Annotated in this window: 22 protein-coding genes and 1 tRNA gene; 10 read left to right on the top strand and 13 right to left on the bottom strand. The window is 70.7% G+C overall.

The annotated features are described in order from the left end of the window. Positions 1-34: 34 nt before the first annotated feature. Complete coding sequence (surE, locus tag AC6RUA_RS04190; protein ID WP_499814685.1) at positions 35-844, bottom strand: 5'/3'-nucleotidase SurE; 810 nt, start codon at positions 842-844, stop codon at positions 35-37. Positions 845-952: 108 nt separating this feature from the next. Here surE and AC6RUA_RS04185 point away from each other — a divergent pair, with 108 nt between their 5' ends. Both AC6RUA_RS04185 and AC6RUA_RS04180 read left to right on the top strand, forming a co-directional pair. Further along, positions 953-1,297 (top strand): DUF5798 family protein, encoded by a 345-nt coding sequence (locus AC6RUA_RS04185; RefSeq protein ID WP_499814684.1) that lies wholly within the window; start codon positions 953-955, stop codon positions 1,295-1,297. 104 nt (positions 1,298-1,401) lie between these two features. Beyond that, positions 1,402-2,382, top strand: a complete 981-nt coding sequence (locus tag AC6RUA_RS04180) for a PLP-dependent cysteine synthase family protein (protein ID WP_499814683.1) — start codon at positions 1,402-1,404, stop codon at positions 2,380-2,382. 31 nt (positions 2,383-2,413) lie between these two features. Here the strand turns inward: AC6RUA_RS04180 and AC6RUA_RS04175 are convergent, their stop codons facing one another. From AC6RUA_RS04175 to AC6RUA_RS04165, 3 genes are all read right to left on the bottom strand, one after another. Further along, entirely contained in the window at positions 2,414-2,836 is a 423-nt protein-coding gene (locus AC6RUA_RS04175) for a CoA-binding protein (RefSeq protein ID WP_499814682.1), read from the bottom strand. 66 nt (positions 2,837-2,902) lie between these two features. Further along, entirely contained in the window at positions 2,903-3,511 is a 609-nt protein-coding gene (locus tag AC6RUA_RS04170) for an RAD55 family ATPase (RefSeq protein WP_499814681.1), read from the bottom strand. 122 nt (positions 3,512-3,633) lie between these two features. Then, positions 3,634-4,494 carry a geranylgeranylglycerol-phosphate geranylgeranyltransferase gene (locus AC6RUA_RS04165; RefSeq protein ID WP_499814680.1) on the bottom strand — a complete coding sequence of 287 codons (861 nt, stop codon included), beginning with the start codon at positions 4,492-4,494 and terminating at the stop codon, positions 3,634-3,636. 376 nt (positions 4,495-4,870) lie between these two features. Between AC6RUA_RS04165 and AC6RUA_RS04160 the strand changes: the two genes are divergently transcribed. From AC6RUA_RS04160 to AC6RUA_RS04150, 3 genes are all read left to right on the top strand, one after another. After that, positions 4,871-5,872 (top strand): acetamidase/formamidase family protein, encoded by a 1,002-nt coding sequence (locus AC6RUA_RS04160; RefSeq protein ID WP_499814679.1) that lies wholly within the window; start codon positions 4,871-4,873, stop codon positions 5,870-5,872. 98 nt (positions 5,873-5,970) lie between these two features. Next, positions 5,971-6,786 carry a PHP domain-containing protein gene (locus AC6RUA_RS04155; protein WP_499814678.1) on the top strand — a complete coding sequence of 272 codons (816 nt, stop codon included), beginning with the start codon at positions 5,971-5,973 and terminating at the stop codon, positions 6,784-6,786. 123 nt (positions 6,787-6,909) lie between these two features. After that, the gene (locus tag AC6RUA_RS04150; RefSeq protein WP_499814677.1) at positions 6,910-7,644 is read left to right on the top strand and encodes a helix-turn-helix domain-containing protein; all 735 of its coding nucleotides are present in this window, start codon (positions 6,910-6,912) and stop codon (positions 7,642-7,644) included. A gap of 49 nt (positions 7,645-7,693) precedes the next feature. On the opposite strand, the gene AC6RUA_RS04145 is transcribed toward AC6RUA_RS04150, so the two are convergent. Together AC6RUA_RS04145 and AC6RUA_RS04140 are read right to left on the bottom strand one after the other, a co-directional pair. Further along, positions 7,694-8,074 (bottom strand): DUF7974 family protein, encoded by a 381-nt coding sequence (locus AC6RUA_RS04145; protein WP_499814676.1) that lies wholly within the window; start codon positions 8,072-8,074, stop codon positions 7,694-7,696. 20 nt (positions 8,075-8,094) lie between these two features. Beyond that, positions 8,095-9,093, bottom strand: a complete 999-nt coding sequence (locus AC6RUA_RS04140; protein ID WP_499814675.1) for a C40 family peptidase — start codon at positions 9,091-9,093, stop codon at positions 8,095-8,097. A 230-nt stretch (positions 9,094-9,323) separates the two neighbouring features. Between AC6RUA_RS04140 and AC6RUA_RS04135 the strand changes: the two genes are divergently transcribed. Next, a tRNA-Arg gene (locus AC6RUA_RS04135) sits at positions 9,324-9,398 on the top strand. 32 nt (positions 9,399-9,430) lie between these two features. Here AC6RUA_RS04135 and AC6RUA_RS04130 read toward each other — a convergent pair. Beyond that, entirely contained in the window at positions 9,431-9,883 is a 453-nt protein-coding gene (locus AC6RUA_RS04130; RefSeq protein ID WP_499814674.1) for a hypothetical protein, read from the bottom strand. A 119-nt stretch (positions 9,884-10,002) separates the two neighbouring features. Continuing rightward, positions 10,003-10,974 carry an aldo/keto reductase gene (locus AC6RUA_RS04125; protein WP_499814673.1) on the bottom strand — a complete coding sequence of 324 codons (972 nt, stop codon included), beginning with the start codon at positions 10,972-10,974 and terminating at the stop codon, positions 10,003-10,005. A gap of 514 nt (positions 10,975-11,488) precedes the next feature. Here AC6RUA_RS04125 and fer point away from each other — a divergent pair. Further along, on the top strand, positions 11,489-12,157 hold the full coding sequence (gene fer, locus AC6RUA_RS04120) for a ferredoxin Fer (protein WP_499814672.1): 669 nt from the start codon (positions 11,489-11,491) through the stop codon (positions 12,155-12,157). A 50-nt stretch (positions 12,158-12,207) separates the two neighbouring features. On the opposite strand, the gene AC6RUA_RS04115 is transcribed toward fer, so the two are convergent. The 4 genes from AC6RUA_RS04115 to AC6RUA_RS04100 form a co-directional block, all read right to left on the bottom strand. Beyond that, positions 12,208-13,308, bottom strand: coding sequence for an iron transporter (locus AC6RUA_RS04115; RefSeq protein ID WP_499814671.1), 1,101 nt, complete (start codon positions 13,306-13,308; stop codon positions 12,208-12,210). A gap of 231 nt (positions 13,309-13,539) precedes the next feature. Next, the gene (locus AC6RUA_RS04110; RefSeq protein WP_499814670.1) at positions 13,540-14,838 is read right to left on the bottom strand and encodes a DUF7405 family protein; all 1,299 of its coding nucleotides are present in this window, start codon (positions 14,836-14,838) and stop codon (positions 13,540-13,542) included. 72 nt (positions 14,839-14,910) lie between these two features. Continuing rightward, a complete protein-coding gene (locus AC6RUA_RS04105) occupies positions 14,911-15,423 on the bottom strand; it encodes a winged helix-turn-helix transcriptional regulator (RefSeq protein ID WP_499814669.1) in 513 nt (170 codons plus the stop codon). Between the two features lie 49 nt (positions 15,424-15,472). After that, positions 15,473-15,877 carry a DUF7471 family protein gene (locus AC6RUA_RS04100; RefSeq protein ID WP_499814668.1) on the bottom strand — a complete coding sequence of 135 codons (405 nt, stop codon included), beginning with the start codon at positions 15,875-15,877 and terminating at the stop codon, positions 15,473-15,475. Between the two features lie 43 nt (positions 15,878-15,920). On the opposite strand from AC6RUA_RS04100, the gene AC6RUA_RS04095 reads away from it, so the two are divergent. Together AC6RUA_RS04095 and AC6RUA_RS04090 are read left to right on the top strand one after the other, a co-directional pair. Beyond that, on the top strand, positions 15,921-16,829 hold the full coding sequence (locus AC6RUA_RS04095) for a diacylglycerol/lipid kinase family protein (RefSeq protein WP_499814667.1): 909 nt from the start codon (positions 15,921-15,923) through the stop codon (positions 16,827-16,829). 80 nt (positions 16,830-16,909) lie between these two features. Next, positions 16,910-17,035: a transporter gene (locus AC6RUA_RS04090; protein ID WP_499814666.1), complete on the top strand. Its 126-nt coding sequence runs from the start codon at positions 16,910-16,912 to the stop codon at positions 17,033-17,035. A 77-nt stretch (positions 17,036-17,112) separates the two neighbouring features. Here the strand turns inward: AC6RUA_RS04090 and kynU are convergent, their stop codons facing one another. Continuing rightward, on the bottom strand, positions 17,113-18,435 hold the full coding sequence (kynU, locus tag AC6RUA_RS04085) for a kynureninase (RefSeq protein WP_499814665.1): 1,323 nt from the start codon (positions 18,433-18,435) through the stop codon (positions 17,113-17,115). 194 nt (positions 18,436-18,629) lie between these two features. Between kynU and AC6RUA_RS04080 the strand changes: the two genes are divergently transcribed. Then, positions 18,630-21,536, top strand: a complete 2,907-nt coding sequence (locus AC6RUA_RS04080; protein ID WP_499814664.1) for a PKD domain-containing protein — start codon at positions 18,630-18,632, stop codon at positions 21,534-21,536. Positions 21,537-21,890 lie beyond the last annotated feature (354 nt).

The following is a 21,890-nucleotide window of genomic DNA, read 5'->3' as shown; positions in this document are numbered from 1 at the left end:
GCCCGACATAAGCGTGTCCACTCCCGCCGGCCGCTCACTCCCGGACCGCCCGATCGTACTCTGCGGCGAGACCGTCGAGCGCCTCGTGGTGCCGCGTGGTGTGCGGAGCGGTGAGCGGCGAGACGGAGACGCGTCCCTCCGCGACGGCGCGGCGGTCCGTCCCGACCGGGTCGGGGAGGCTCCCGTCGAGCATCCGGTCCCACGTCCGGTCGCGCAGCGAGACGGTGTCGCCGTCGCGCTCGGCGGTCATGTCGTAGACGGTCGACGGTCGGGTTATCTCCATCCCCGCGGGCGTGCCTCCCTCCGACCACGGCGCGTTCACGTTCAGGTAGTCCGTCCGCTCGAACACGCCCGCGTCGAGCGTGCGCTCGGCGAGGTAGCGCGCCGCCGCGACCGCCCCGCGGTAGTCGTCCCGCTCGGTCGCCATCTCGCGCCAGTCGGTGCCGCTGCCCGCGGGGACGTACAGCGAGACGGCCATCGCCGGCACGTCGAAGAACGCCGCCTCGACGGCGGCGCTGACCGTGCCCGAGCGGCCGAGGACGTACGCGCCGATGTTCGCGCCCTTGTTACAGCCCGCGACGACCATGTCCACGTCCGGACAGAGCGACTCCAGCCCGGCGACGGCGCAGTCGGCGGGCGTCCCCTCGACGGCGTAGCCGAGTTCGTGCTCGCGCACGGTCACCTCGTTCGAGAGCGTCCGCCCGACGGCGCTCCGGTCGTCGGCCGGCGCGACGGCCACCACCTCCCCCACCTCCTCGAGCGCGTCGTACAGCGCGCGGAACCCCGGGCTGTCGATACCGTCGTCGTTCGTCAGGAGGAACCACGGCTCCCCGCTCGTCTCCATGCGCCGGGGGTCGCGGGCGGCCGGCAAAAACGCGTCGAGTGGGCGTCCAACGCCCCGCGCGTCGGAGACACCGCAAGACACACGGCGACCCGGCGTTCACTGACGCGTATGGGACTCGGCAGTACCGCGAAGAAGGTCCAGAAACTGGCCGACCTGGCCGAGCAGTTGTACACGAAGGTGAACGAGATGCGCGCCGAGGTGAACGCGATGCGCGAGACGGTGGCCGAGACGGACCGGCGGGTGGGCGAACTGGAGGGGGAACTCGCCGAACAGCGGGCGCTCGTGGAAGCGCTCGCGCGCGAACAGGGTATCGACCCCGGAGAGGCGACGGCGGACGTCGACCGCGCGGCGGCGGGCGCGGACGTCGACGGTGGCGGAGCAGAGCCCACGACCGCGACCGCCCCCCGAGACGACCCGAACACGGAGCGGACTGACCGGTCGGACGGGGCGTAAGCGGGCCCGACCCACTTCGACGCGACGACCGGCACCGCTCGGGACGGGTCGAGGGGACCCGGCAGATGGTAAGATACGTAACCGGGGGCAACATTTGCGAGGACGTGACGACACACCGCGAGCCCCTCGACTCCGTGCTCGACACCGTCGGGGAGACGCCGCTCGTCCGGGTCCACGCCGCGCCCGACGAGGTCCCCGTCTACGCCAAACTGGAGTCGTTCAACCCCGGCGCGTCCGTGAAAGACCGCATCGGGAGGTACATGCTCGAACGGATGCTCGACGACGGAACGCTCGCGCCCGGCGGGACGGTGATCGAACCGACCGCGGGGAACACGGGCATCGGCTTCGCGGTGGCCGCCGGCCAACTCGACGTGACCGCCGTGTTCGTCGTCCCCGAGCGGTTCAGCGTCGAGAAACAGCAGTTGATGCGCGCGCTCGGCGCCGAGGTCATCAACACGCCCAGCGAGGACGGGATGGGCGGGGCCATCGACCGGGCGCACGCGCTCGCGGAGGAACTCGACGACGCCGTCGTCCCCCAGCAGTTCGCCAACCCGCTCAACACGGAGGCGCACTACGAGACCACCGCCCCCGAGGTGTACGACGCGCTCGACGACGGGGTGGGAGCGCTCGTCGCCGGCTGTGGGACGGGCGGGACGCTCATGGGCCTCGCGGAGTACGGCCTCGAACGGCACCCCGACACGCACGTCGTCGCGGTCCAGCCCGAGGGGTCGACGTACGGCGACTTCTTCGGCGAGGAGACCGAGGAGGGGGAGTACAAGACGGAGGGCATCGGCACCCACGACGTCGCCACGAACGAACTGTTCGACCCCGACCTGGTGGACGACCTCAGGACGGTCCCCGACGAGGAGACGCACGCCGAGATGCAGCGGCTCGCGGCCGAGGAGGGACAGCTGGTCGCTTCGAGTTCGGCCGCCAACAGCCTCGCGGCACGTGCGGTCGCCCGCGATATACGCGACGGCCGGGTGGACGCGCCGTACGACGCCGTCGTGACGGTGTTCCCGGACTCGAGCGAGCGCTACCTCTCGAAGGGCGTGTACCGCTCGTTCGCCGAGTGGGAGGGGTAGCGGCGCGTGCGCGTCCGGTACGGTCGGCGCGCTACCCGAGCAGCCGGGCGTGTTCGACCTTGATACATTTGTCCTGCGTCGTCTTCAGGCCGGCCGCCTCGGCCCGCGCGAGCGCGTCGTCGTCGGTGATGCCGAGCTGGAGCCAGATTCCCTGCACGTCCCCTCGGCTCTCCGTCCGCTCTGTGACCTGGTCGACGATACCCGAGACCTCGTCGCTGGGACGGAACACGTCCACGAGCGCGACGTCCTCCTCCACGTCCGCGAGCGAGTCGTACGCCTCCCGTCCGAGTATCTCGTCGGCGTACGGGTTCACCGGGACGACCTCGTAGCCGTGGCTCTGGAGGTACTTCGGAATCTCGTGTGCGTCCTTGCCGGGCGTGCTCGAACAGCCGATGACGGCCACGGGGTCGAGCGAGAGCAGGTCGCGCAGTCCGTCGTCGTCGGTGATGGGCATGCCCCCTCTTCGCTCGCGGCGTCGATAAGGACCACGGCGCGACCGGGCGTCGCGACCCGGACCGGCTCAGGCGTCGGCGATGCGGACCGTCGGTTCGCCGTCGTCGCTGGTCTCGACGACGCCGTCGAACAGTTGTTTGAGCGTGTTCATCGCCTGGTCGTCGTGGGCGGTCGAGTCGATGCAGTACACCCCCAGCCCGTTCACGCTCTGGATGCGCCCGGTGAACACGTGGAGGAACCGGAAGACGGTCTGGACGTCGGTGTACATGAGGAGCGTCGAGAGCGAGTGGAGCAGCGTCCGGTTGCGCTCCACTCCGCGGTCGTTGTAGAACTGTTCGAGGAACTCGGAGAACTTGATGCCGATACCGGTGAGGTCGACCGGCGAGGAGGTGTACTTCACCCGGTCGTCGTCGCCGGCGTCGCCGACGCCGTGCTGTCGGGTGACGGTGTCGACGACGGCGACCGGTCGCTCCTCGTACTCCACCCGGCGACCGAACCGTTCGAGCAGTCGCTCGGCGCTGTCTTTGGTCGTGACCATTATCGCTCCCTCCCCGCCACGCGTCCCCTCCGCGAGCACGTCGAGCGCGAGTTCGCGCTTTCCGGTCAGTGGTGCCCCGGTGAACAGGATGTTGGACCCGGGGTCGATGCTCGCCCCGAGCGGTTCGACCTCATACATAGGTGTTCTCTGCGATGGTGCCCGGCCCGGACCGTCGGTACCGAAGGCGTCCCCGACGGTTCCAGCGACCGGCGGTCATCGAGTAGTATTGGCATGCGGTGACCCGGTATTATTCTTTGTGATTAGCCGAGCCCCCACCCGGCGACGCGGGTGACCCGGCCGGCGACGAACGCGGCGGCGGCGAGGAACGTCCCGCGCTTGAGCCAGCGCTGTGCCAGCGCCGGGTCGCGGAACCCCCACGCTGTCGCGCCGAGCATCACCGCGTCGGCGGGGACGACGAGCGCGAGGTACGCCGCCCCGAACGTCCCCCGGACGTAGGGGAGGCCGCTCGCGGCGACGGCGGCGGCCATCGCCGCCACTGCGAGGCCCACCGACGCCCGCTCGCCCGCCACGATGGGGAGCGTCCGGAGACCCTCTTCGCGGTCGCCCGCCACGTCCTCGACGTCCTTGACGACCTCGCGGGCGAACGTCGCCACCGCGGCGAGTCCGAACAGCGTCCAGACGGCGGCGTCGAGTCCCTCGACCGCCGCCGCCCCGAAGAGGAACGTGCTCCCCGTCAGGTAGCCGACGACCAGGTTGCCGACGCCGGGCAGTCCCTTGAACAGTTTCGTGTACGCGACGAGCGCCAGGAGGTTCACCACCGCGATGGCGAGCGCGAGCCGCGGGAGCGCGACCGCCGCGACCACCGCGCCGCCGAACAGCGCCGCCGCGAACGCGAGCGCGCCCCGCGGCGTCACCCGGCCGCTCGGGATGGGACGGTCGGGTCGGTTCACCCGGTCGATGTCCCGGTCGAAGTAGTCGTTGACCGCGTTGCCCGCGCCGGTCGCGAACGCCGTCGCCGCCACCGCGAGCGCCAGCGCCACCGGCCGGTTCAGCCCGGCGGCGACGAACGCGCCGATGGCGGTGAGCACGGAGGCGGCGACGGCGTTCCCGAGACGGGCGAGTTCCCCGTAGCCGCCGACCGCTCCGCGCGCCTCCGTCATCTCGTCTGCGACTCCCGGGCCGGTCGGGATAAAGGACGCGACACGCGTCGCTCGCGGCGAGCGTTCGAACACCCTCGTAGAGACGTTCGCACGAGGGGTCGCCTCGCGGAACGGCCCGGCGCCACTTGCCCGTCAGTGGAACGATGCGACCGTCGTCCGGACAGCCCGGCGCCGGGTTCCCACCCCGATGTTGAGTCGACTCCCGACCCGCGGGCCCGCCACCACCCCGACCGCTCTGGCCGTCGTCGCCACTCGAGAGGAATCACGAGCAGTATCTCAGTTTTTGGAAGGGGGCGCCCCTCGTCAGCGGACCGCTCTCGTCGCCGGGGTCGCCGCCGTCCGCACGGTTAAGCCGCCTCGGTCGCGACTGGTTCGCATGCCGACCCGCCGCTTCGCCGTGCCAGACGCGCCTGTACCGGACCACACGCTGGCCGACGACGACGCGAACGTCCACTACACGTGGGACAACGCGCACGACCCGATACTCACCGTCGACCCCGGAGCTGTCGTCGAGTTCGGCTGTCGCGACGCCTACGACCGGCAGTTGTCGCCGGACGCCACCGTCGCGGACCTGCTCGCGGTCGACACCGAGGGGCACCCGCTCACCGGTCCCGTCGCCGTCGAGGGGGCGGCTCCCGGCGACGTTCTCCGGGTGGAGTTGCTCGCGTTCGAACACGAGGGGTGGGGCGTCTCTGCCGTCCCGCCGGGCGAACGCGAGGGGGGACTCCTCCCCGAGGACTTCCGCGAGGCCCACGTCCGCACCTGGGACCTCGACGGCGAGGCCGACGGCACGCCCGTCGCCCGGTTCGCCGCGGAGGACGCGCCGGACGTGGCCGTCCCCATCCACCCGTTCCCGGGGAACCTCGGTGTCGCCCCGGCGGCCGACGGTCCCCACGACACGATGCCGCCGCGGGCCGTCGGCGGGAACATGGACGTGAAACACCTCACCCCGGGGGCGACGCTGTACCTCCCGGTCGACGTCGAGGGAGCGCTGTTCTCCATCGGCGACTGTCACGCCGCGCAGGGCGACGGCGAGGTGTGCATCACCGGAATCGAGGCGCCGATGTCGGTGACGGCGCGACTCGACGTGGTGTCGGACCGCTCGCTCACCGGCCCGGAGTTCGAGACCACCGGGCCGTTCACCCCCTCCGGACGGGACGAACCCATGTACGCGACGACGGGAATCGCGCCCGACCTGATGGAGGCGACCAAGCGGGCGGTCCGGCGGATGATCGCTCACCTCCACGAGCGGCGCGGGTTCTCGGAGGCGGACGCGTACGTGCTGTGCTCGGCCGCCGTCGACCTCAAGATAAGCGAGGTGGTCGACGCGCCCAACTGGACGGTGACCGCCTACCTCCCCGAGTCGGTGCTCGGCTGACGGGCCGAGTCGGCACTCGACTACCGGAAACGAGCGGGAGCGGCGACGCGACCGCGGTCGACCCCAACCGCTAAGCCGGCGGGTGGAGTGCGGCCGGTGTGCGCGACCTTCACGTCCACTCGAACTACTCGGACGGCGAGTTCCTCTCCCGGATGGTTCGCGCCGCCGCCGCCGCCGGACTCGACGGAATCGGCGTCGCCGACCACTGCATGGTCTCCGACCGGGCGGAGGTACGCGACGCCCGGGCGGTGGCGGGGTTCAACTTCGACCGCACCGCCGACCGCCGCCGGCACGGCATCGAACGACTCCGGGAGACGGCCGACGTCGCGGTGTACGACGCCGTCGAGATGGACTACCACCCGGACGACGAGGCGGAGGTCCGCGCGTTCCTCGCGGACGAGACGTTCGACTACGCCGTCGGGAGCGTCCACCGGGTCGCCGGGCGGAACGTCCAGCACGAGGCGGTGTGGGCCGACCTGCCGGACGCTCGACTGACGGAGGCCGTCGAGGAGTACGTCGACGCGCTGGTTTCGCTCGCGGAGTCGGAACTGTTCGAGGTGGCGGCCCACGTCGACCTGCTGGAGCGGACCCCGGCGCTCCGCGGCCGCCTCTCGGAGGCGGACTACCGGCGGATCGCCGGCGCGTTCGCGGACTCCCCGACCGTCCCCGAGATCAACGTCGGGCGCGCGCTCACCGACGCGGGCGTCGTCCACCCCGCGCCCGCGCTGTTCGACGCGCTCCGCGCCGAGGGCGTCCGGTTCACCCTCGGCTCCGACGCGCACGCCCCCGCGGAGGTGGGCGAGCGGGCCGAGTTCCTCGACGCGTTCGTCGCCGAGCACGGTCTCGACCCGGTCACGCCCGCGGAGTTCGAAGGGTTCGAGGGGGCCGAGAGGTTCGAGGCGCCCGACGACTGAGCCGCCGGCGTCGCTCCGGTGGACGTCCGCCGCTCCGGCGGAGCGGGAGGGGGCGTCCGCGCGTTCCGACGCTGCGAGCGACCGAACGACAGGTCTTTGCGCGGTGATTTCGGTCTCTCCGTCATGAGCGTCACCAGCGTCGTCGATTCGAACGAGAGCGACCGACAGTACCGGCAGGTGGAGTTGACCCTCTGGCACCCGAACTGCTGGACGCTCCAGGCGACCGACCGGTTCCCGGAGACGCACGTCGTCGAGAAGTCGCTGTACCCGGCCGAGGAGGTAGTGAAGGGCGACTTCGTGCTCGTGAGCCGCGGCGAGACGACCGCCGGCGAGTTCGCCGCCGCCATCGACGAGTTCGACGTGGTCGAGAGCGTGACGGTGCTCCAGCAGTCGGACGACCGCGCGCGGGCGGTGGTGACGTACGACCGCGACAGCAGCGTCGTCCCGGATATCGTCAACTCGGAGTTCATGCCCATCGAACCGGTCCACGTCACCGAGGGGCGCGAACACTGGACGGTGCTCGTCCGGTCCGACGCGCTCGCGGGGGTCATCGAGTCGATGAAGGCGGAGTACGACGTGAGGCTCGACGCGGTCCAAGAGGTCGACCCCAGCGAACAGTTCCAGTTCGCGGACATGACCGACCGGCTCGCGGACGACCTCTCCGACCGACAGCGCGAGAGCCTGTTCACCGCCCGCCGACAGGGGTACTACAACTGGCCGCGCGGGGTGTCCGCGAACGACATCGCCGCGGACGTCGGCGTGAGCGGGCCGACGTTCCTCGAACACCTCCGACGGGGCGAACAGAAGGTGCTCAACGCCGTCATCGACGAGATGCAGTCGCGCAGCATCGACCCCTGACGGCCCGAGCCCGTTCGTTGTCGGGCCGTCGACTCGCTCCGACGCCGCGTCACGCCGACGCCAGCGCGCGGACGAACTCGTCCTGCCGGTCGCGGCCCGGTCGTCCTCCGTGAGTCCGTACTGGGGGGCGCTGAACTCGCGCCGCTTCCCGCGTCGGAGCCGCAACCGCCTCGTGTTCGTCCGGCGGTTCGAGTCCCCGCCTGTCGGCTTCGGGGGCGCCATCGACCGCCCACCCCCACAGGCGACTGGTCGGCAAGGGGAGCGAGACGGGCACCGGGAGGCGGTTGTACACCGAGACGCCGACCGGCGTGGGGTCGCCGGCGACGATGCGTCCCGGCGCTCGGAGCGACACCGAGAGTCCCCGGCGCGCGAGCGCCGCTGGAACGAGCGGCGCCACACAGCCGTCGCGCTCGCGCCCCTCGGACCCCATTCCGACGGCGCCGACTCACCTTACGCGAAAACACGCGTCGCCGTCTCGTACTCCTCGTCGAGCGACGGCAGGTAGTCGTCCGCGTCGGGGTCGATGCTGTTGACGACCACCGCCTCGGCGTCGCCGTAGGCGTGGACGAACCGCTCGCCGCCGAGGCTCACGGCGACGTGCCCGGGGAAGAACAGCAGGTCACCGGGGGCGAGGTCCTCGCGCGCGACTCCCGTACCCACCCGCCGCTGCTGGTCGGCGTCGCGGGGGAGGGTGACGCCGTTGACGCGGTAGGCCATCCAGACCAGCCCCGAGCAGTCGATGCCGGCGCTCGTCATCCCGCCCCACCGGTAGGGGGTCCCCAGGTACGAACGCGCGACCGAGCCGACGGCGCGTCCCGGGTCGGACGCGGACGGGTCGGGACGGGTGAGCGTCGACGCCGGAACCCGGTGACGGTCGCCCGTTCGCAGCGTGACCGCCGCCTCGTCGTTCTCCCGGGTCTCGACTTCGACTTCGGTTCCCACCGGGAGCGGGCCGTCGTCCGTCTCGACCCGCGAGGTGAGTACGTGGGTGGGGGTTACGTCCGCGGGGTCCACCACCGCGTCCGAGCGGACCCAGCCGACGTACCCGTCCGGCGCTCGAACGCGGAGCCAGTCGTCCTCCGCCTCGTCGTCGCCGTACGTCTCGACTGCCGACCCGCGGACGAGTTCGGTCACTCGCTCGGCGTCCTCCCCCGGGTCGCCGCGAACCGGCGTAGTCGGCGCTCGGGTCGTCCCCGCCTCGGCACACTCCGCGAGGACGCGCACCGACGACTCGTACTCGTCGGTCACGGCGTCGGTCCGCCGGAGCGCACACTCCCGGAGGTACGCGTCGGAGACGACGCCGACGACTCGCGGCCCCTCGGCCGACCCGGCTGATTCGACGCGGTCGGTCGTCTCCACGCGGAGGTCGAACACCGAGACGCGCCCGTCGGGGGCGTGGCGCACGCGTGTCCGCTGTAGAGCGAGTTCGAGTCGGCGTGACGCGTCCATCGTATCGCCCGCTCGTTCGACCGTCGGTGGTATCAACCCCCGCGTTTCGTGGCGACGAGTGGCGGTGGAGCGTGGAGGGGCCCGTCGACCCGGAGTGTTCCACGTATTTTCGCCCGACGACGCGAGCGGCCAAACCGCTCGACAGCCGTGGACCGGAATCTCGCACGCGGAAGGGAAAGCGTCATAAACGGCGCGCGAGAATACCAGCCCGTCGGGTAGAAATCACCCGAGGGCGCTTAGCTCAGTCTGGACAGAGTGCTTGGCTTCGGACCAAGTTGCCGTGGGTTCAAATCCTGCAGCGCCCATTCGTTCTCCGACCAACGCAACGACGCGACTATCACTCCGGCGGGCTCTCTTCCAGAACCGAGTCGCGACGAACCACCGCTGTTCCCCCCCACGTCTCGGCCTTCCAGACCCCTCCGAGTCCGGGGACCTTCTCGACGTCGTCGCGGGACACGAACCGCGAGACGTACTCGAGTGCGGCGTCCCGCGATTGGAACAGGCGCTCCGCGCGGACGTTCCGGTGTCCGCGCGTCAGGTAGGCCCGCCAGACCTGCGGTGCCGCCGACTCGCGCGAGGAGTTCAGTTGGATTCGCGTGCCGTCCGCCCGGTCCTGGAGCAGGGTTATCTCTCCCCACTCCACCAGGTCCCACACGGCCTGCGTCGCGCCCGCACCGAACATCTCGTCGTAGCCCGTGGGAGTGTGTACCCCGTCCGACGCCTCCTCCAAGTGCCGGACGATTCGGGCGTGAACCGACTCGTCCGCCGGCACCGTCGCTCGCTCCTCCATGGGTCAACTCCCAGGCGGCAGGGGGTTAGTTGTTACTCTCATACGTGGTGAATAGAACGTGGTTCCCGCTCACGTCGCTCGGTGGACGCCACGCCGGGGCCGTGACTCGTCCGCCGGCCCTACTCGTGCCCGGCCACCGGGAGGGGTTCGTACGGCTCTTCGAGGTACTCCAGGTCGGAGTCCGAGAGGTCGAGTTCGGTCGCCTCCACGGCGTCTTCGAGGTGGTCGACGCTGGTCGTCCCGACGATGGGCGCGTCCACCCCGTCCTGGTGGAGGAGCCACGCGAGCGATAGCTGCCCCATCGAGACGCCCTCCTCGTCGGCGAGTTCCTGCACTCGCTCGTTCACCGTCTCCCCGCCGCCGTCGAGGTACGGCATCCCCTGGAGGAACTCGTCGCTCTCGCCACGGGCGGTCGACCCCACGTCCTCGTGAGGGCGGGCGGCGACGCCCCGCGCGAGCGGGGACCAGGGGATGACGCCGACGTCCTCCTCCTCGCACAGCGGGAGCATCTCGCGCTCCTCCTCGCGGTACAGCAGGTTGTAGTGGTTCTGCATCGTGGCGAACCGCTCCAGTCCCAGCCGGTCGCTGGTGTGGAGCGCCTCGGAGAACTGGTGGGCCCACATCGACGACGCGCCGATGTACCGAACCTGGTTGCGCCGGACGGCGTCGTCGAGCGCACGCAACGTCTGCTCGATGGGCGTGTCGTAGTCCCAGCGGTGAATCTGGTAGAGGTCCACCGTCTCCATCCCGAGGCGGTCCAGCGAGTGCTGGAGTTCCTGCTCGATGGCCTTCCGCGAGAGCCCCGAGGCGTTCGGGTTGTCGGAGTCCATCTCGCCGTACACCTTCGTCGCGACCACCTGTTCGTCCCGGTCGTACTCCGCGAGCGCCTCGCCGAGAATCTCCTCGGACTCGCCGGTCGAGTAGACGTTCGCGGTGTCGAAGAAGTTGATTCCCAACTCGATGGCGCGGTCGATGAACTCCGTCCCCTCGTCGGCGTCGAGCGTCCACTCCCGGCCGCTCCCGAAGCTCATACAGCCGAGACAGATTCGACTGACGGTCACGCCCGTGTCGCCGAGCGTCGTGTACTCCATGACCGACCGTGGTACGGCCGACGGCAAAACTTCGCGTGTCGACCGGTTCCGTTGCCGGCTTCCCGGAACTCTCGGTTCCTCCTCGCAGGACCGCGAGAACCGGCCGCGCCGGCGTCCGCACGTTTTCACCCCTCACTGCTCGGTCTCGTACGGTTCCCCGACGGCCGCGGGCGTCCGCGTGTAGCCGGCGAACGCCGTCGCGGCGGCGAGCGGTTCCGGACCCGAGCACGTCCCGTCGCTGGACGCCTCGCGGTGCGGCCCGTCGCCGCCCGTCGGACCGGAGTTCTCGTCGGCATCTAGCGTCCTCCTGGTATAACGCGTGACCGCACATACGTCTATAATTTGTGCGGGGGCGGACCGGGCGGCCGGAGCGCGGGACGCGGTCGGTGTCCGTCCGGCGCCGGTCGGCGGTCCGAGCGGGGGCCGCGTCGGCTCGCGCCCGGCGGTGCGTGAAGAGACGACGCGGCTGCCGGAGAGGGAGGGGGCTTTACGTCCGGATTCCGTACCGGGGTGCGTGGAGTCCCCCTTCGACGTCCTCCGACTCGACCCCGACGCGGACGACGCCGAGATCGACCGGGCGTACAGGCGGCGAGTGCTGGAGGTCCACCCGGACCACGGCGGGTCGACGGAGGAGTTCCAGCGGGTGACGAAGGCCTACGAGCGACTCAAGACGGGATACCGCCCCGACGCCGACGGTCACGAGGGCAGCGACGGGGCACCCGAAGCCGCGGAGACGGGACGGGGCCGGCGCGAGCGGGAGACCTCTCGGGTCGAGTACCTCAACTACGACGTGCTCGCCGACCACGGGTGGACGCTCGGCGACGACGACCTGTTCGAGGAGGCGTCCGCGGCGGACCTCGACCCGGCGGACTACGGCCAGTTCCTCGTCGAACCCGACGAGTCGCTGCTCGAAGCCGCCGAGAATCGGGGATTCGCGTGGCCGTACGCCTGTCGGGGCGGCGCGTGCGCGAACTGCGCCGTCGCGGTGGTCGACGGGGAGATGGAGACGCCAGGGAACCACATCCTCTCGCCGGAGATGCTCGACCGGGGCATCCGGCTCTCGTGTATCAGCGCGCCGGAGTCGGACGAGATGCAGGTGGTGTACAACGTGAAACACCTGCCGGACCTCGAGGAACTCCGCCTGCCGGCCGACCGGTTCGAGCGAGCGCACGCGACCGACTGATTCTGCCGCCCGGTGCTCCGCCCGAGACGGCATCCCCTCTGACGCGTCGGCTACAACCCGGACACGCCGATACTCACCTCGGACATCCCGCCCATCAGCGCCCCGAACGCCGTCTCGTACCCCTCGTGGCGCGCGGTCTGGGGCCACACCGTCGGCGTCAGCGTCAGTTCGTCGCCCGACTCGACGGAGTCGACGACCGCGCCGTAGTGGTACGAGAGGTCGGGGTCGAGGCTACGAACCAGTTCCCCCGAGAACACCTCGGACCCGTCGCGCGTCAGCGTCGCGTCCAGCCCCATCGCGGGAACGAGCATCCGGTTGTACGGGGTGCGCGCCGACACCGCGAGGTACCGTCCGTCGCCGTCGACGCCCGGCGGGGGGCTGTCGAGCACCGTCGCGACAAGCACCGCGTCGTTGCTGTTCGCCTCCCCGACGACCGTTCCGGGGAGCGCGGCGGTCTCGGGTGCGAACGAGTCGGGGAGCATCTCCATCTCCACGGGTCCGACTGCCCCCCTCTCGCCGGCGTTGTCGAGCGTGCGGAACTCGATTTCGTCGCGCGTCGCGGCGCTGTACTCGAACTCGATTTCCACGTCCGCCGGGTCGCCCAGCCGACCCTCGTACGCGCCCGTCGTGCGCGTGCTCACCCCCCCGACCGACAGCGTGACGGTGTACGTCCCGTCGCCGTCGAGGCCGAAGTTCGCGCCGTAGTGAAACCCCATCGGCTGTGAGAGCATCGGGTAGATGACCTCCTGTGAGACGAGCGACCCCCCCTGCGTTATCTCGAGCGACAGCCCCGTCTCGGGGAGCACCTGTCCGGTCTCGGCGTCCCACACGCTCGACATGAGGTGGACGTCGCCGACCGGGTCGGTCCGCTCGACGCTCTCGCCGTTGACGTTCCAGAAGCGGTGCGCGTACGAGTACATCAGCCCGGCTTCGTACTCGCCGCTCGCCCCCGTCCCCGCCATCTGCATCCCCTCGACGTGGCTCGGGTAGTACACCGCGTCGGGACGGTCCGCCGGAACGGCCGGCACCGCGACTCCCCCGCTCCCGCCGCTCTCGCCCGACTGGAGCCTGAACCCCAGACACCCGGCGAGTCCGCCGACGCTCGCGACACCCGCAGTACCCGCTGCCCGGAGGTACGTCCGTCTGTCCATACCCCTCGTAAACGACTGGCCCAAATGTCGGTTGTGGTACGACAGGCGAACGCTGCCGTCGGACGAGCGAACGGGCGAAACGGTACGGGCGCGTCGCATCCTGGGCTGGTTCGCGTCGACCCGTTCACGAACGGCCTTCCCGACGCACTCGCCAGTCGACCCTCGCGGCGCTCGTGTCGCTCGAATCCGGACCCAGTCGGGGCGAGACGGTCGAGACGGACCGGGTTCCCGTCAGCCGTCGGCCGCGCCGCGGGGCGTCGGGAGCGCGCGGAGCGACCGCGGCGGGACGAGGAAGTAGCCCCGACTCCGGACGAAGATGTACTCGAGGATACCGTTGTTCACCCGCTGGCGGACCGCCGGCGTCGCCGCGGTGACGTCCTCGCCGTTCATCGCGCGCCGGACCTCCTCGAACGCGGTGATTCCCCGCTGGAGCGACGGGAAGTGGAGGCTCGCCACGTCGTCGTCCGCCGACTCGAAGTGGCGGCGCAACAGGCGGACGTTCCCCTCCTCGTCACGGTTCGCACGGGCGGCCTTCTGGGCGTGTCCCACGCGCCCGTACCGTTTCGCCTGTTCGACGACGTCGTCGAGGAAGCGGTCGATGCCGCTGTCCGGTCCGAGGTTCTTCCCCACTCCCTCGACGAGGTTCTCCGCGGCGTGGCCCGGCGAGAACATCTCCATCACCTGCTGTTCGTGGTCCTGTTCGCCGTACCAGTCCGCCAGCCGCTGGCGCCAGTTCGCCACCACCTTGGTCGTCCCGCCGGCGAACGGGCCGTCGTCGAGCGTGACGGACGACTCGCTCGCCTGGTTCTTCCGGAAGCCGGCGGCGAACCCCATGAACAGCGGCGACTCCGCCGGGACCGGGTTCGACTCCGGGACACCCTCCAGCCCCTCGGCCCTCTCGTGGGGGAGTCCCTCGCCGACGAACCCCGTCCGGCGCGAGTCGACGGTGAGGGCGTCCGTCAGGGGCCCGGGCAGTTCGACGCCGTTCACCTCGCCGCGCTCGCCTCGGAGCGCCGCGTCCGCCGCCAGTACCACGTCCGCGCGGTCCGACGCGAGGTGGACGAGCAGGTCCTGCTCGTCGAACTCGGGGGTCTCGAAACTCGACAGCGGCGTCGGGTGCGGGAGGTCGATGGAGTCGGGGAGCGACGCCTCGTACCGCTCGAAGTACGCGGGCGAGTACGCCGCCGAGTGGAGCAGCGCCTCGTGGCTCCACGCGTACGCCTCGTCGAGCGTGTCGAACGCCGCCGCGACCGTCTCGCGCGCGTCGGCCGACGGCGGGCCGTCGCCCGGCAGCGAACAGTAGAGCAGCACCTGGTGTCGCGGCAGGAGGTGGTTGCCGTGTTCGTCGGTCCGCACGTGGTCGTTCCACGCGTGCTGGCCGTCCGGATACGCGCCCGGCCCCTCTCCCGTCGGAACCGGGTCGCTCCCCGAGACCCGGTCGAGACACGCCGAGAGCGCCGCCGCACCCCCCGTGGCGACGGCCGCCTTCATGAACTCCCGACGCGGGAGGGACTCGTCGAGGGCTGTCATCGCCGGTCCTACCCGGTCCACACGAAAGGCGGTTGTGGTGCGTCCATCGAATCCGAGATTCGGGCCGACCCCTCACTCGCCGAGGAGCGAGTCGACGAGGCGGGTGAACCGGTCGAGGAACCGGTCGGGCAGCGACGGGCGGATGGCGCGGAGCGCCCGCGCCGTCGCGGCCTCGTCGCGCAGCTCCAGCGTGACCCGGTTGCGCGCGTCGCGCCGCTTCCGGACCACGCCCTCGGCGACCAGCCCGTCGAGGTGCCACTCCAGCGTGCTCCGGGCGACGTCGAGGCGGTCGGCCACGTCCGCGGGGCGCGCGGGACCGCCGGTGAGCAGTTCCAGACAGACGTCCCGGGCGACCTCCCTGCGGAACAGCGCGATGCGGCGGCGCTCCGTCGGGTCGCGGTCGGGCGCGAAGTAGTGGGTGCGGCCCGACACCTCCTCGCTGACGACCCGGCCGTCGCTCCCGAGTCGCTTGAGGTGGTACTGGACCTGTCCGGGCGCGAGGTCGAGTCGGCGGACGAGTTCGTTGAAGTGGAGGCCCGGGTGGGTGTCGACGAACGACGCGATGCGCTCGCGAGTGGCGTTCACGCAGGGCACCTCTGGCGACGGGCGGGGGGAGGGGGTGGAGCGAGCCCGTTCACGTCGCCGTCCCCCCGGTCGTCGTCCGCGCGTAGTAGACGGCCGCGATGACCAGCCCCGCCATCGCCACGTCGAGACCGTGTTCCGCGACGTGGTGGACCGACGGGTCGAGCAGCGTCAGTTCCGCGGCGACGGCGACGCCCGTCCGGGCGAGCAGCGCGCCCAGCGCGAGCGCGACCAGCAGGTACGACCGCGACCCGCGGCGGAGGAACGCCGCCAGCCCGCCGCCGAGGAGGACGGCCCCGCCGACGGCGGCGAGCGCGAGCACGAGCGGGTACCACGCCCCGTCCGGCCCCGCGGTCGAGAGGTGTAGCGGCGTCATGCACGCTTCCTTCGCGCTCGGCCCGTCTCGCTCTTTCGGTCGGTGCGAGCGGCCGAGGTCGGTCCCCCCGTCGGTCGCCACTGCCGGGCGACGACATAAGTAGGACGCCCTCGTCCGTGGCGGCATGCACTCCGGTTCCCGCCTCTGTCTCCTCAACCCGAAGAGCGGTACGGCCGACCACGTCGAGTACGTCACCGAGCAGATGGAAGAGCGCGGGTTCACCGTCCGGGAGACCGAGAGCGCCGACCACACCGTCGAGTTGGCCCGCGAGGCGGGCGATGACGGCGTCGAGGCGGTGGCGGCCTGCGGCGGCGACGGGACGGTGAACGACGTACTCAGGGGCCTCTACCGCGCCGACCACCTCTCGGACGTGACGTTCTCGGTCATCCCCGCGGGGACGGCGAACCTGCTCGCCGGCAACGTCGGCATCGGGAGCGTCGAGGACGGCGTCGAACTCTCCGACACCGGCGAGGTCCGGTCGGTCGACGTCGGTCTCGCCGGCGGCGAGCCGTTCGTCGTCTCGTGTATCGCCGGCCTCCCGGCGGACGCGAGCACCTCCGCGTCGGGCGAACTGAAGGAGCGACTCGGCACGCTCGCGTTCCTCGTCACCGCGATTCAGGAGACGCTGGAGTTCGAGGGGCTCGACATCCGCATCGAGACGGAGGAGACGCTCCCCGGCGACGAGTCGAGTTGGGACGGCGAGGCGCTGTGCGTACTCGTCGGGAACGCCCGCAAGTTCGTCGAAGACGACGGGCAGGCGAACATGGAGGACGGCCGCTTCGACGTGGTGGTCGTCGAGCGGATGCCCGCGAGCAGCCTCGTCGCCGAGGCCATCGAGCACCGCCTGTTCGGCCGGCAGACGGACGGCGTGACTCACATCCGCGCCCGCGAGGTCCACATCGAGAGCGACGGCGGGCCCATCACGTTCAGCCGCGACGGCGAGGTCAGCACGCACGACGGACTGGACATGGAACTGCTCCCCCAGTCGCTCGACCTGCGCGTCGGCGAGGCGTACGAACCCGCGCCGCAGTGACCGTCACCAGCCGCGCCCCTGTGACACTCGGTAACCGACCGGCCATCACCGATTTTCGGCCCGCGGGCGCAGGGTCGGCCGTGCGACTCTCGACCATCGTGGTGCTCGTCGGTATCGGCCTGTTCCTGCTCCCGCTCCCCGGGACGTTCGTCGGGGGCGCGCTGGTGATTCTCGCCGGACTCGCGTGGCGGTTCCTGCGGGAGTGAGACCCGGTCGGCCGGACTGAGGCGCCGGACGGCGCTCGCGGCGTTCGGTACTCTCCGGCGGTTCCCGACGGCCCTCGTTACGTCACGCCGCCGTCGCGTTCGTCGTAGGTGCGGTACGCTCCCGTCTCGGCGAGTTCGCGCAGTTCCTCGACGACGGCCCACACGTCGACGAACCGCGTGTACAGCGGGGCCGGACACACCCGGACGACGTTCGGCGGACGGAAATCGACGATGACGCCCCGGTTGCGCAGCGCCTCGCTGATGCGGTACGCCGCGGGGTGTTCGACCGCGACGTGGCCCCCCCGGCGGTCGCGCTCGCGCGGCGTCCCGACGGCGAACGACCCGCCCAGCCGTTCGTCCACCAGGGCGACGAGGTAGTCGGTGAGCGCGAGCGACTTCTCGCGGACCCGTTCGATGCCGGCGTCGTCGAGTACGTCCAGCGCGCCCTCCAGCGGTGCCGTCGACAGGAGCGGCGGGGTGCCGACCTGCCACGCGCCGGCGTCGGCCGCTGGCGTGTACGTCTCGCGCATCTCGAACTGCGTGGTCTTCTCGTGTCCCCACCAGCCCGCCAGCGCCGGCGTCGCGTCGTGGTGACGCTCGTGGACGTACAGTCCCGCGGTCGCACCCGGCCCGGCGTTGAGGTACTTGTAGCTACACCACACCGCGAAGTCGACGCCGTGCGCGCGCAACTCGTGCGGGACGACGCCGACCGAGTGCGCGCAGTCGAACCCGGCGAGCGCGCCGTGGTCGTGGGCAGCCTCGGCGATTCGTTCCACGTCGAGCAGTTGCCCCGACCGGTACAGCACGGCGGGCATGAACACGATGCCCACGTCGTCGCGGTCGGCCAGTGCCGCCTCCACGTCGGCCGCCGCTATCGTCCTGCCGTCGCGCGACTCGACGGTCGCGAGTTTCGCGTCCGGGTCGATGCCGCGCTGGCGGAACTGCGCGCGGACGGCGTAGTGGTCCGTCGGGAAGTCGAGGTCGTTCACGAGTACCGCGGGCGCCTCCTCGTCGGGCGCCGGCCCGGCGGGCGTCCCGGGGAGCGTGTCGAGGAACGTCCCGACGAGCGTGTGGATGTTGACCGTCGTCGAGTTCGCCACGGCCACCTCGCCGGCGTTCGCGCCGACGAGCGGTGCGAGACGGTCGCTCAGGTGCTCCGCGTAACCGAACCAGTCGGGGTCGGCCGCCTCCCATCCGCGAACCGCCAGGTCGCGCCACTCCTTTACGACGCGCTCCAGCGTGGCCTCGGCGTCCGCGGAGGCCAGTCCCAGCGAGTTCCCGTCCATGTACCGCTCTCCCTCGGGCACCGCGAACCGCTCTCGGAGGTCGGCGAGCGGGTCCGCCTCGTCGCGGCGCTCCGCGTCGGCCCGGTCGAACGTGTCCCCGTCGGCGTCGTCCATGCGACCCGGTTCGGAGGCCGCCCGCTTGGCTCCCGCGGTGTCCGCGAGACGGGAAACTGGTCCGGTAACAACGACGCCCGAAGTCAGAAACAAGTATTAACTGTCGGCCGATATAATCACCTGACAAACATGTATGTATATTGCCATCGGGCGTGTGACGGGACCGGTAGTCACACCCCGAGCTGGGGAAGCGAATGAGGGGACGACGCGCGCTCGTGGTCGCGTTCGCGTTCGTCCTCGTCGTCTCGGCCGCCTCGGCCGGCGTGGTCGTCGGCGTTCCGAGTGGCGGGGACGGGGCCGTCGCCGCCGTAACCGACTCGTCGGGGGCCGTCGCCGCCGACCGGCATGGGAACGCCTCGAACGTCAGCGTCTCCTTCGAGAACCAGACGTTCTACGGCCTGGACGTCACCGTCGAGTCTGTGACCGTCCCCGAGGACGGGTACGTCGTCCTCCACGACTCGACGACCCCGAGTCCGGAGACTGTGGTCGGGGTCGAGACAGTCTCCGAGGGGTTCGTCAACCAGAACGTCTCTCTCGAACTGTTCTCCAGTTCCCCGTTGGCGACGCTGAACGGGACCGAACCGAACGAGACGGCGACGTGGACGGTGACGGTCCACCGCAACACGGACAGGCTGGCACTGTTCGAGTACGTCGAGAGCAACGGGACGGAGGACCCCCCGTACGTGCGCAACGGGAGTGTCGTCGCCGACACCGCCACGATAACCGTCGGCGAGACCGCCCGTATCAGGTTCGACGACGCACAGGTCCCGAGGAACGCGGCGAGCGTGACGGTCGACGCCGTCTACCTCCCGGCCCCCGGAAAGGTCTACGTCTCGGGCGAGAGCCAGGGGGCCACCGACACGCTCTCGGCCGGGTGGCACTACAACGTCACAGTTCCGTTCACCTTTTCCGACTACTTCCGGGGCGGGAGCATGGGAGCCGGCGAGTACAGAGCGGTCGCAGTCAGGTCTGCAGAGCCCTCGATGGGATTCTTCCGCATCGAGCCCTACTACGCCAACGGCACCACCGTCTCGGACACGGCGAACATCACGGTCGGTCAGCCGCCGACGGCCGACGCGGGGTCGGACGTGACGGTCGACGCGGGCGAGACGGTCACCCTCGACGGTACCGGGTCGTCCGACCCCTTCTCCGGCACCACCCCACCCACCTACCGGTGGGAACAGGTCGCGGGCCCGACGGCGTACCTGAACTCGACGAGCGACCCGACGCTCCAGTTCACCGCCCCGGCCGTCTCCGAGGAGACGACGCTCGCGTTCCGTCTCACCGTCACCGACGTTGACGGGAACGTCGATACGGACCTCGTCAACGTCACCGTCCGCCCGAACGAGTCGGGTGCTGCCGCCACGTTCGACGTCTCCGACGCGAGCGCTCCGACGTTCGTCAGGCAGAACGAGACGGCGACGGTGAACGCGACGGTCACGAACACGGGGAACGCCCGAGCGACCGAGACTGTCGAGGTGCGCCTCGACACCGACCGCGACGGGACGCTCGACTCGACGCGAGCCAGCGAGTCCGTCTCGCTCGGCGTCGGCGAGAGCGAGCAGGTCTCCCTCGACGTGTCGGTCGCCGACCTCCGCGGCGACACGTACGCGTACGGCGTGGTCTCCGAGGACGACGAGGCCACCGGGACGATTTCGGTCGTCGAACCGACCGACGCCGAGAACGCCTCCGTCGTCTTCGAAGACCAGTACCTCGACGTCTCGGACGACGCCGGGAACCTCACCATCCGCTCGGCGACGCTCCCGGAGGGCGGTCAGCTACTCACCTTCCCGCCGGAGGGAGAGTTCCCCTACCGGGAGTCCGAGCGCATCCCGCCCGGCACCGTCCGGAACGTCACGCTGGGTCCCGAACAGACGAACGACCCCTTCCCCCGAGGGGGGAGACGGACGGGCGAGTTCAGAGCCGTAGCGGTCTACACCGCGTCGTTCGCCACCGGGAACCTTGGGTACGACCCCTACACTGTCGACGGTGAGGTGGTCGACGACGCGGCGAACATCACGGTCGGTCAGCCGCCGACGGCCGACATCTCCGTCGAGTCCCCGGTGTCTCCCGAGTTCGACGGCGAGGGGAACCTCCTCGTCCGGAGCGGTGACGGGGTCGAACTCTCCGGAGCCGGGTCCAGCGACCCCGAGGGCGGCGTGGTGGAGTACGAGTGGACGCAGGTGGCGGGCCCGTCGGTCGACTTCGAGACCCGGCGCGACGGGCTGTCGTTCACTGCACCCGCGGTTCCGACGAACACGACGCTCACGTTCCGCCTCACCGTCGTCGACAACCACGGGAACACTGACACGGAAACGTACGACTCGGTCGTGCGCGGGTCCGACGCTGCGGAGCCGAACGCCTCGTTCGCGGTGGCGAACCTGAGTGCACCGAAAACCGTCGACAGGGGACAGCCGATGAACGTCTCGGCGACGGTGACGAACGTCGGTGAAGAGACTGCGACCCAGACCGTCGCGTACCGCATCGACACCGACGGCGACGGCACGCTCGAATCCCTCAGGGTGAACGAGTCCGTGACGCTCGCGCCTGACGAGACTCGGACGGTCACCTTCGAGGTGCCCACCGGCGACCTCCCGACGGGGACGAACGCTCACGGCGTGGTCTCGGCGGGCGTCGGCCTGACGGCGAAACTCTCGGTCCGCGCGTCCGCGACCTACTACCAGGTGGACTTCGTCGCGGGCGAGCCGATGGAGTTGAGCCACGAGACGCTCTACGCGGACGCGGACCGCCTCCTCCGCTGGGCGCTCGGGAACACGCGAGACGGGTTCACGGAGCGCGGCACCGCGTGGGCGAGTCAGGACGTCCGCGACTGCGTGGACGCGCCGAACGTCGACCGGAACGGCTCCGTCGCTGACATCGCGTTCACGGTCGCGGACGGCTGTGAGAACGTGACGCTCTCGCTCGTTTCCTACGAGAAACCCGACGCGGGCTTCAGCCGCGAGACGGCCGACCAGCAGGAACTGTTCGATTCGACCACCGCCACAGTCGGTCCCGGCGAACACACCCTGACGGTCGACCTACCGTCCGCGCCCGAGTCGAACGCATCGGAGTCGCTCGACACCCTCGTTCTCGCTCCCTGACCCGGCGCTCGGTACCGCGTCGACCCACTCTCCGGCCGTCTTTGCCCGACACGCACTCCGCCGTCGGGTGGAACACTGGCGATGACATACGGTGTACGCCGCCGTGAGGAGGCCGACGCACGCCTCGCTCACGCCGAACGGACCGGTCGGCGCATTCGGCAGCGGCGAGACGACGGATGCGCCGAGCGGCGAGGAGACGCTCGCCAGGCGGACGAGCCCGAAATCCCGGTCGGCAAGCACCTCCACGTCCGCCGCGACCGTTCGGAGACCCACGTCCGTCCGGCGGGCCGTACCGCGAGAGAGTTCGGAGACGGCGGCGGTGGCTGGTCACTTTGTCGAATGTTAGCGGGTGTT

The organism is Halorarum sp. SLYT50 (genome assembly GCF_059821265.1).
Note: the sequence above shows the minus strand (reverse complement) of the source record. Positions and strands in the feature narration are given on the sequence as shown.

Bases quoted from the DNA above. Each gene is read 5' to 3' on its own strand.
- surE (WP_499814685.1), bottom strand. From the start codon at position 844: ATGGAGACGAGCGGGGAGCCGTGGTTCCTCCTGACGAACGACGACGGT.
- AC6RUA_RS04185 (WP_499814684.1), top strand. From the start codon at position 953: ATGGGACTCGGCAGTACCGCGAAGAAGGTCCAGAAACTGGCCGACCTG.
- AC6RUA_RS04175 (WP_499814682.1), bottom strand. From the start codon at position 2,836: ATGCCCATCACCGACGACGACGGACTGCGCGACCTGCTCTCGCTCGAC.
- AC6RUA_RS04170 (WP_499814681.1), bottom strand. From the start codon at position 3,511: ATGTATGAGGTCGAACCGCTCGGGGCGAGCATCGACCCCGGGTCCAAC.
- AC6RUA_RS04165 (WP_499814680.1), bottom strand. From the start codon at position 4,494: ATGACGGAGGCGCGCGGAGCGGTCGGCGGCTACGGGGAACTCGCCCGT.
- AC6RUA_RS04160 (WP_499814679.1), top strand. From the start codon at position 4,871: ATGCCGACCCGCCGCTTCGCCGTGCCAGACGCGCCTGTACCGGACCAC.
- AC6RUA_RS04150 (WP_499814677.1), top strand. From the start codon at position 6,910: ATGAGCGTCACCAGCGTCGTCGATTCGAACGAGAGCGACCGACAGTAC.
- AC6RUA_RS04145 (WP_499814676.1), bottom strand. From the start codon at position 8,074: ATGGGGTCCGAGGGGCGCGAGCGCGACGGCTGTGTGGCGCCGCTCGTT.
- AC6RUA_RS04140 (WP_499814675.1), bottom strand. From the start codon at position 9,093: ATGGACGCGTCACGCCGACTCGAACTCGCTCTACAGCGGACACGCGTG.
- AC6RUA_RS04130 (WP_499814674.1), bottom strand. From the start codon at position 9,883: ATGGAGGAGCGAGCGACGGTGCCGGCGGACGAGTCGGTTCACGCCCGA.
- AC6RUA_RS04125 (WP_499814673.1), bottom strand. From the start codon at position 10,974: ATGGAGTACACGACGCTCGGCGACACGGGCGTGACCGTCAGTCGAATC.
- AC6RUA_RS04115 (WP_499814671.1), bottom strand. From the start codon at position 13,308: ATGGACAGACGGACGTACCTCCGGGCAGCGGGTACTGCGGGTGTCGCG.
- AC6RUA_RS04110 (WP_499814670.1), bottom strand. From the start codon at position 14,838: ATGACAGCCCTCGACGAGTCCCTCCCGCGTCGGGAGTTCATGAAGGCG.
- AC6RUA_RS04095 (WP_499814667.1), top strand. From the start codon at position 15,921: ATGCACTCCGGTTCCCGCCTCTGTCTCCTCAACCCGAAGAGCGGTACG.
- kynU (WP_499814665.1), bottom strand. From the start codon at position 18,435: ATGGACGACGCCGACGGGGACACGTTCGACCGGGCCGACGCGGAGCGC.
- AC6RUA_RS04080 (WP_499814664.1), top strand. From the start codon at position 18,630: ATGAGGGGACGACGCGCGCTCGTGGTCGCGTTCGCGTTCGTCCTCGTC.